We start from the raw sequence: 8,330 nt of genomic DNA on the forward strand, positions 1-8,330 counted from the left end.
TGGCGGCGGTGGAAGCGCTGAAGCGCTAGAACTTGAACGCGGTCTCGAGGCGGACGCGCGGTTGGCCGGCCTCAGGCTGGGTCTTCTTGTACTCGGGCGCCGCGTCTTTTTCGCCGAGGGCGACCGCACCGCCGACCCGCAGCGACGGGGTGATGCGGTAATAGGCGCCGGCTTCGACGTCGTTCCACTTCACGTCGCGGGTGTTTGGCTGTTCAAGATTGAACGTCAGGCCCCATCGCCCCTTGCGAGCGTCCCACTTCAGCGACTTGACGCCCGGCGCGAGCGCCGAAGCCTCGCTGCGGACAGAAAGATCGATGGGCTTGCCCTTCGCCGTCTCGGCGTGCGCACTCGACGCCGCCGCCCCGATCAGGGCGGTTGCGCCTAGCAGCGACACGAGATTGCGAATGGACATGCCCACCGTATTGGCCCCTACGCCCCTGCGCGCGCCCCAAAATTCACGCGGGGATCACGCCGTTACGCTCGATTAAGGCGCTGGCCGGTCCCACGTCAACAGTCGCACCGCCTTAACGGTGGTTGTATCGGAACTTGGCGCCGCCCTGTGGCGAGAAGGCCACGCGATTCCTGTTTGGCGTCCTTAACGGCGTTGTTATAGAGGGCGCGGCGCGGGGGGCGGCGCCACACCCGACGAATCGTCGCGGGATTTCGACTGGAGCGGAAAAACATGCCGTTTGTGCGTGGAGTTTGGATGCGCGGCCTTACGGTTGGCGCCATGGCCTTGAGCCTTGCGGCGTTGACCGCCTGTTCGTCGGGCGGGCCCAAGACGTTCCAGACCCAGGAAGAAGGCGGCGGCTTCCGCCTGTTCGGTGGCCGCAAGGCCGCGTCGTCGAGCCAGGAACCGGCGATCGGCGTCAACGGCTACCTGTGGCGCGCCACCTTAGACACGCTGGCGTTCATGCCGCTGTCCTCGGCCGACCCTTACGGCGGCGTGGTGATCACCGACTGGTACGTGAACCCCGAGAAGCCTGACGAACGCTTCAAATGCACCGTCTACATCCTGGACGCGCGCCTGCGGGCTGACGGCCTCAACGTCGCGGTGTTCAAGCAGGCTCGCGACGCGAGCGGCGGCTGGGTCGACCAGACGTCCGCCGGCCAGACCGAGACCGACATCGAGAACGCCATCCTGACCAAGGCGCGGCAGCTGCGGCTTTCCAACATCCGGGGCTAGACGCTCCGTCACTGCGCGCGTCCGTGGTTCCGGGCCGCGCCGGGCTCTGATACGGGTCGGCGCGCAACGGCGGTTCGCTGATGCGCCCGCCCATCCGTTCAGACGCGCTGGAAGACATGGCCCGCTACAACCCTAAAGAGGTCGAACCCAAGTGGCGCGCCGCGTGGGACAAGGCCGACGTCTTCCGCGCCCAGGTCGATCGCTCGCGACCGAAGTACTATGCGCTGGAGATGTTCCCCTATCCGTCGGGCAATCTGCACGTCGGACACCTGCGCAACTATGCGATGGGCGACGTCATCGCGCGGTTCAAGCGCGCGCAAGGGTTCAACGTCCTGCATCCGATGGGTTGGGACGCGTTCGGCCTGCCGGCCGAGAACGCGGCGATGGAACGCGGCGTCGATCCCAAGGCCTGGACCTATCAGAACATCGCGGCCATGCGCACCGGCCTGCAGGCGATGGGACTGTCCATCGACTGGAGTCGAGAGTTCGCCACCTGCGATCCGGAGTACTACGGCAAGCAGCAGGCCTGGTTCCTGGACCTTTGGAAGCGCGGCCTGGTCTACCGCAAGGAAAGCGTCATCAACTGGGACCCGATGGACCAGACCGTGCTCGCCAATGAGCAGGTGGTCGACGGGCGCGGCTGGCGTTCCGGCGCGATCGTCGAGAAACGCAAGCTGAACCAGTGGTTCCTGCGCATCACCCAATACGCCGACGACCTGCTGGAGGGCCTGAAGGACCTCGACCGCTGGCCTGAGAAGGTTCGGCTGATGCAGGAGAACTGGATCGGCCGTTCCAAGGGCCTGAAGTTCTCCTTCCTGTTTGCGGGAGAGACGCCGAGTGGGTTCGAGGACGGGATCGAGGTCTACACCACGCGGCCCGACACCCTGTTCGGGGCGAGCTTCGTGGGCGTCGCGCCGGACCATCCGCTGGCCGAGATGATCGCCCAGGCGAATCCGGCGGCGGCCGCCTTCATCGCCGAATGCCGCAAGGGCGGGGCGTCGGAGGCCGAGATCGAGACGGCCGAGAAGATCGGGTTCAACACCGGCCTGCGGGTCGCCCACCCTTTCGACCCCGAGTGGACCCTGCCGGTCTGGATCGCCAACTTCATCCTGATGGACTACGGCACCGGCGCGATCTTCGCCTGCCCGGCCCACGACCAGCGCGACCTGGATTTCGCCCGCAAGTACGCCTTGCCGGTGACGCCGGTGGTGCTGCCGCCGGGCGAGGATCCCGCGGCGTTCGCACTCGGCGACGAGGCCTATACGGGTCCCGGCGTGATCTTCAATTCACGCTTCCTCGACGGACTGGAGGTCGAGCCGGCCAAGGCGCTGGCGGTGGAGCGCATGGAGGCGCTGGGCCGCGGCGAGGGCGCGACGGTCTACCGCCTGCGCGACTGGGGCGTGGCCCGCCAGCGGGGCTGGGGCTGTCCGATTCCGGTGATCCACTGCGCCAAATGCGGGCCGCAACCCGTGGCGCGGGATCAATTGCCGGTCGAGTTGCCCGACGACATGGATTTCAGCCGGCCCGGCAACGCCCTGGCGCGACATCCGAGTTGGAAGCACGTCGCCTGCCCGTCCTGCGGCGGCGAGGCCGAGCGCGAGACCGACACCCTCGACACCTTCGTAGATTCCTCCTGGTACTTTGCGCGCTTCGCCGAGCCGCACGCCGATGCGCCGATCGACAAGGACGCCGCCGACTACTGGCTGGCGGTCGATCAGTACGTGGGCGGCGTGGAGCATGCGGTGCTGCACCTGCTCTATGCCCGCTTCGTCACCCGGGCGCTGGCCGACGAGGGCATGTTGTCGGTGAAGGAGCCGTTCGCCGGCCTGTTCACCCAGGGCATGGTCACCCACGAGACCTATCGCCGGCAGAACGGCGAGTACGTCGAGCCGGCGCGGATCGAAATCGAGACCAAAGGCGATCTGCGCACCGCACGCCTGATCGACACAGGCGAACCGGTGACGATCGGCGACATCGAGAAGATGTCGAAGTCCAAGCGCAACGTGGTCACGCCGGAGGAGATCTCCGAGGCCTATGGCGTCGACGCCGCGCGGCTGTTCGTGCTGTCCGACTCGCCGCCGGAGCGCGACGTGCAGTGGACCAGCGGCGGCGTCCAGGGCGCCTGGCGCTTCGTCAACCGCGTGTGGGAGGAGTTCGACACCCAGATCGCCGCGGGCGCGCAAGGCGCGGCGGGCGATGACGCGGCGTCCCTCGCCATCCGCAAGGCCACGCACCGCCTGACCAAGGCGGTGACCGAGGCGTTTGAGTTCCGCTTCAACTCCGGCATCGCCCGGCTGTACGAGTTCCTGAACCTGCTGAAGGCGAACCCGGCCAAGGGCGCGAGCCCGGCCGCGCTGGCGGCGCGGCAGGAAGCCCTGGTCGCCTTCGCGCGGCTGATGGCGCCGATCACTCCTCACCTGGCGGAAGAATGCTGGGCGCGGATCGGCGGCGAGGGCATGGTCACCAGCGCGCCGTGGCCGATCTATGACCCGGCGCTGGTGGTCGACGACGTGCTGACCCTGCCGGTGCAGGTGAACGGCAAGCGGCGTGGCGAGATCCGCGCCCCAGCCGGCGCCGAAGCCGCCGAGGTGGAGAAGATCGTGCTTGACGACCCTGAGATCACACGGCGCCTTGAGGGCCTCAGCATTCGCAAGGTGATTGTCGTGAAGGACCGCATCGTCAACATCGTGGCCGCCTGAGATGGCCCGCCCGATGCGCCTCGCCTGCACCGCCCTGCTGACCGCCGCCGCCGCGGCTCTCGCCGGCTGCGGTTTCACGCCGCTCTACGCCTCGCCGGGTGTCGCCAGCCTCTCGGCGGTGCAGGTGGTCGCGCCCGAGGGCCGCACCGGTTACCTGATCCGAGAACATCTGGACGATGCGCTGGCCAAGGACCGTAGTGCGACCGCCGCCTACCGCATGGACCTGCAACTGGCCGAAGCGCGCTATCCCCGCGGCCTGCGCATCGACAACGTCGCGACCCGCTACGAGTATGTGCTGACGGCCTACTACAGCCTCGTCGCCCTGCCCTCCGGCGCCCAGGCGAAGACCGGCTCGGTGCGCGTGCAGCTCAGCTACGATTCCGCCGACCAGCCCTACGCCTCGATCGCCGCCCAGCAAGACGTCGCCGACCGGGCCGCCGAGGAGGCCGCGCGGCGCATCCAGCTCGAGCTCGCCGCCTGGCTCGCCGCCCGCCCGCGCGGCTGATCGGACGCCGGCGGCGATGATCCTCGCCAAGCGCCCCGACATCGAACGCTTCCTGGCCAAGCCACAGGCCGGCGTACGCGCCGCGCTGATCTATGGCCGCGACATGGGCGTGGTGCGCGAGCGTGCCGAGCAGCTCGCGCGCGTGGTCACCGACCGGCCGGACGATCCCTTCGACGTCGCCGTGCTCACCGACCGCGACATCGACGGCGACGCGGCCAGGCTGGAGGGCGAACTCAGCGCCCAGTCGATGATGGGCGGCCGCCGCCTGGTGCGCCTGCGCCTGGGCGGCGAAAAGGCCTCGGTCGACAAGATCGCGGCGGAGGCGATGACCGGTCACGCCGAGGGCCGGTTCAACACGGACGCTTTCTTCATCGTCGAGGCCGGCGCGCTGGGCCGCGAATCGACGCTGCGCAAACAGACCGAGAAGGCCGCGGCCGGCGCCATCGCCATCCCCTGCTACGAGGACGAACCCGGCGACGTGGCCCGCCTGGTCCGCGAAGCCCTGGCCAAGGACAATGTGGCGCTGAACGCCGACGCCCTGGCGATGTTCACCGCGCGCCTGCCCAAGGAGCGCGGCGTGGCGCGCGCCGAGATCGAGCGGCTGATCCTCTATCTCGGCCCGGGTTCAGGCGTCACCGCGCAACCCGCTGACCTGGAGCCGTTCCTGGGCGTGGAGCCTGAGGCTTCGCTGGCGGACGCCGCCTCTGACGCTTTCGGCGGCCGGCTGGCTGCGGCGCAGTCGGGTTTGCGTCGCGCGGCGGCCGAGGGCGAAGGCGGCCCGGCGGCGGTGCGCGCGGTCGGCCAGCATCTGGCGCGCCTGCGCCGCACCCTGACCTTGGCCAAGGCGGGCGCTGGGCTGCAGGAAGCGGCCAAGGCGTCGGGCGTATTCTGGAAGAACGAGCGCGAGTTCCTGCGCCAGGCCCGCACCTGGTCACTGGAGGCGCTGGACGAGTTGCAGCCCCAGGTTCTGGACGCCGACCGCGCCTGCAAGCAGACCGGATCGCCCGACCAGTTGATCGCAGAGCGCCTGGCGCTCTCGGTCGCCGGCCGCGCACGCCGCATGGGCCTGTGACGGGTTCGCTGCTGCGCAGTCTCCAGATGGGCGCCGAGGCGTCGTTCGTGCTGGACGCCGCCGGACGCATGATCCGCGAGAATGATCCGCCGATGTCCCCGGCTCCGCGCGTGTATTTTGCAGGCTCCGAAGCCGGCAACCTCGCGCTCGTGCGGCGCGACGTCCCTGAGGACACCGCACGGGAGGCGCTTTCGCTGCTGAGCGCAGCGCCGCCGTGGACCGACGCCTGGGAAATCCCCGAAGCCTTCGAGGCCGTGAAGGCGCTGCTTTCGCGCGACGCGCCAGTCGAGGAGACCAGCCGCTCGGCGATCTACGTCCTGGCGGGCGTCCAGCAAACGGCGACAGACGCGCGGTTCGTCTCGAGCGGCACGCGTGAGGGCGAGCGCCTGCTGACGCAACTGACGCAGGACGGCATGCCGGCCCGCCTGATCGAGGCCGGGTTCGACAGCGCCTATCACTTCTGGGAGCCGTGGTGCGTCGCCTGCGCGGGCGAGGAGATCGCCGCGATCGCGTTCGCGGCGCGTCTGGGCGCGAGCGGCGCGGAGGTGGGCGTCTACACGTTTCCGGGCTTTCGCGGACGCGGCCTCGCCGCGGCGGTGACCGCGCGATGGGCCGAGGCGCCTGCTCTCGTCGGGCGTGAGCTGCACTACGCCCATTTCGTCGACAACCTGTCGTCGCGGCGCGTGACCGAACGCCTGGGCCTGCACCGGATCGGCGCCAACTTCCGCATCACCTGACGCGGCTCTGGCGCGCGGCTGAGCTCTAGGTCAGCATCGCGCGATGGACGCCGATCTCGACGACTTCTCGCCCTGGCTGGAGCGCTGGGCCTCGCCGTCGACGGGGCGGCGTTCACCACCGAATATACGTTCAGCCGTCTGGTCCCGGTGCGCCGGGGCGACGAGCGCGCGATGCTGAAGATCGCCATGGCGCCTCAGGAGATCCGCGGCGCGGCGGTGATGGTCTGGTGGGCCGGCGACGGCGCGGCCAGGGTGCTGGCGCATGACGGTCCCGCCCTGCTGCTAGAGCGCGCGGTCTCTCCGGACGGGGTCGTCGCCATGGCGCGGGACGGGCGGGACGATGAGGCGCTGAGCCGGCTGTGCGATGCGGTCGCCGCCCTGCACAGACCCCGCCCGGACCCGCCCGCGGGCTTGCAGGCGTTGCGGACGCGGTTCGAGGACCTGGCCGCTATGGCCGGCGACGACCCGCGCCTGGAGAAGGGTCACCGCGTCGCCCAGACGCTGCTGGCCGACCCTCGCGACGCCGTCGTCCTGCACGGCGATGTCCATCACGCCAACGTCCTGGACTTCGGCCCACGCGGCTGGCTGGCGATCGACCCCAACGGCCTGATCGGAGAGCGCGCCTACGACTACGCCAACATCTTCCGCAACCCGGACGCTGAGACCGCGCTCGCGCCGGGACGGCTGGAGCGTAGGCTGGCGTCCGTGTGCGCCCACGCAGGCCTGGAGCCAGCGCGGATGAAGGGCTGGATCATCGCCCACGCGGCGTTGTCGACGGCCTGGTTCATCGAGGACGGCAGGGATCCCGCCTGGAGTTTCGCCGTGCTGGAAGTGGCGCTGAAAGATTTATGAAGGTCGGATCATAAAAGAGTCGAAGCCGAGTCTGCATTAGCTCGCCCGCGTCAGGCGGCGGCAGAGGTCGTCGAGTTGCTCCAGCGTGGCGTAGCGGATGCGGAGTTCGCCGACGCCGCCGGTGTCGGTGATCTCGACCTCCAGGCCCAGCACTTCGGCGAGATCGTTCTCCAGGGCGGCGGTGTCGGCGTCCTTGCCGCCGCGGGCTTTCGGCTTGCGGTCGGGACGACCGGCCACGGGCGTCTTGCGGGCGAGCGTCTCGGCCTCGCGCACGCTCATGCCCGCGGCGACGATGCGCTCCGCCAAGGCTGTCGGATCGTCGGCGGCGGCGATCGCCCGCGCGTGGCCGGCCGACAGTCGCCCGTTCATCACGTGATCTTGAACGGCGGCCGGAAGTTGAAGCAATCTCAAGGTGTTGGTGATGTGGCTACGGCTCTTGCCGACGGAAGTCGCCACCGCTTCCTGGGTGCGGCCGAAACGCTCGATGAGCTGCTTGTAGGCCAGCGCCTCTTCCAGGGCGTTGAGGTCCTCGCGCTGGATATTCTCGACGATGGCGACTTCCAGCACCTGCAGGTCGTCGAGATCGCGCACGATGGTCGGCGCGACGCGCAGGCCGGCGCGCTGGGCCGCGCGCCAGCGCCGTTCGCCGGCGACGATCTCGAAGGCCCCGCGCACCCGAGGCGACGGACGCACGAGAATCGGCTGCAACATCCCCTTCTCGCGGATCGAATTGGCCAGATCGTCGATCTCGGCGTCGGGGAAGGTGCGGCGCGGCTGGTCAGGGTTCGGCTGGATCAGTTCGATCGGGGTCTCGTGCACGCCAGGCGTCTGCGCCGCGGCGGCGGCGACCGGCGCCTCCTCGATGTCGCCCATCAGGGCGGAGAGTCCCCGACCCAGTCCTCTTCGGCCTTCGGCCATCATCCGCTCCGTTACACCACGGGCTGCGCGCGCCGGTCACGCTCGCGCAACACGACCTCTCGCGCCAGCTTCAGATACGCCTGGCTGCCGGCGCATTTCAGATCGTAGACCAAAGCCGGCTTGCCAAACGACGGCGCCTCGGAAACCCGCACATTCCGGGGGATCACCGTCTCGTACACCGTGTCGCCGAAATAGCCGCGCACGTCGCGCGCCACCTGTTCCGACAGGCTGTTGCGCTTGTCGTACATGGTCAGCACCACGCCCTGGATCTCCAGGCCCGGATTGAGGCTGCCCTTCACCAGGTCGATGGTGCGAACCAGTTGCGTCAGGCCCTCGAGCGCGAAGAACTCGCATTGAAGCG

At 69.2% G+C, this 8,330-nt stretch carries 9 protein-coding genes; 6 read left to right on the top strand and 3 right to left on the bottom strand.

Annotation, left to right across the window (positions count from 1 at the left end; all coding sequences use genetic code 11):
- Nucleotides 1-25: 25 nt before the first annotated feature.
- Entirely contained in the window at nt 26-412 is a 387-nt protein-coding gene (locus Q8M88_RS06055) for an NtrZ family periplasmic regulatory protein (RefSeq protein WP_305595401.1), read from the bottom strand.
- Nucleotides 413-706: 294 nt separating this feature from the next.
- On the opposite strand from Q8M88_RS06055, the gene Q8M88_RS06060 reads away from it, so the two are divergent.
- The 6 genes from Q8M88_RS06060 (at nt 707) to Q8M88_RS06085 (ending at nt 7,051) form a co-directional block, all read left to right on the top strand.
- Nucleotides 707-1,186: a DUF3576 domain-containing protein gene (locus Q8M88_RS06060; RefSeq protein WP_305595403.1), complete on the top strand. Its 480-nt coding sequence runs from the start codon at nt 707-709 to the stop codon at nt 1,184-1,186.
- Between the two features lie 116 nt (nt 1,187-1,302).
- Entirely contained in the window at nt 1,303-3,885 is a 2,583-nt protein-coding gene (gene leuS, locus Q8M88_RS06065; protein ID WP_305595417.1) for a leucine--tRNA ligase, read from the top strand.
- Between the two features lies 1 nt (nt 3,886).
- Nucleotides 3,887-4,390, top strand: coding sequence for an LPS assembly lipoprotein LptE (gene lptE / locus Q8M88_RS06070; protein ID WP_305595405.1), 504 nt, complete (start codon nt 3,887-3,889; stop codon nt 4,388-4,390).
- Nucleotides 4,391-4,406: 16 nt separating this feature from the next.
- A complete protein-coding gene (gene holA, locus Q8M88_RS06075; RefSeq protein ID WP_305595407.1) occupies nt 4,407-5,462 on the top strand; it encodes a DNA polymerase III subunit delta in 1,056 nt (351 codons plus the stop codon).
- Nucleotides 5,459-6,199 carry a GNAT family N-acetyltransferase gene (locus Q8M88_RS06080; protein ID WP_305595409.1) on the top strand — a complete coding sequence of 247 codons (741 nt, stop codon included), beginning with the start codon at nt 5,459-5,461 and terminating at the stop codon, nt 6,197-6,199. Before holA ends, Q8M88_RS06080 begins: the two co-directional genes overlap by 4 nt.
- 171 nt (nt 6,200-6,370) lie before the next feature.
- Nucleotides 6,371-7,051, top strand: a complete 681-nt coding sequence (locus Q8M88_RS06085) for an aminoglycoside phosphotransferase family protein (RefSeq protein WP_305595411.1) — start codon at nt 6,371-6,373, stop codon at nt 7,049-7,051.
- A 36-nt stretch (nt 7,052-7,087) separates the two neighbouring features.
- Here the strand turns inward: Q8M88_RS06085 and Q8M88_RS06090 are convergent, their stop codons facing one another.
- Both Q8M88_RS06090 and Q8M88_RS06095 read right to left on the bottom strand, forming a co-directional pair.
- Nucleotides 7,088-7,969, bottom strand: coding sequence for a ParB/RepB/Spo0J family partition protein (locus tag Q8M88_RS06090; RefSeq protein WP_305595413.1), 882 nt, complete (start codon nt 7,967-7,969; stop codon nt 7,088-7,090).
- Between the two features lie 11 nt (nt 7,970-7,980).
- Nucleotides 7,981-8,330: ParA family protein (locus tag Q8M88_RS06095; protein ID WP_305595415.1), on the bottom strand; the 350-nt coding region annotated here is incomplete at its 5' end.

The organism is Phenylobacterium sp., assembly GCF_030693805.1.
In the GTDB taxonomy this organism is placed as follows: Bacteria; Pseudomonadota; Alphaproteobacteria; order Caulobacterales; family Caulobacteraceae; genus Phenylobacterium.

Excerpts from the sequence above, each read along its gene's own strand:
- Q8M88_RS06060 (WP_305595403.1), top strand. The coding sequence starts at position 707 with ATGCGCGGCCTTACGGTTGGCGCCATGGCCTTGAGCCTTGCGGCGTTG.
- Q8M88_RS06085 (WP_305595411.1), top strand. The coding sequence starts at position 6,371 with ATGCTGAAGATCGCCATGGCGCCTCAGGAGATCCGCGGCGCGGCGGTG.
- Q8M88_RS06055 (WP_305595401.1), bottom strand. The coding sequence starts at position 412 with ATGTCCATTCGCAATCTCGTGTCGCTGCTAGGCGCAACCGCCCTGATC.
- lptE (WP_305595405.1), top strand. The coding sequence starts at position 3,887 with ATGGCCCGCCCGATGCGCCTCGCCTGCACCGCCCTGCTGACCGCCGCC.
- Q8M88_RS06090 (WP_305595413.1), bottom strand. The coding sequence starts at position 7,969 with ATGGCCGAAGGCCGAAGAGGACTGGGTCGGGGACTCTCCGCCCTGATG.
- holA (WP_305595407.1), top strand. The coding sequence starts at position 4,407 with ATGATCCTCGCCAAGCGCCCCGACATCGAACGCTTCCTGGCCAAGCCA.
- leuS (WP_305595417.1), top strand. The coding sequence starts at position 1,303 with ATGGCCCGCTACAACCCTAAAGAGGTCGAACCCAAGTGGCGCGCCGCG.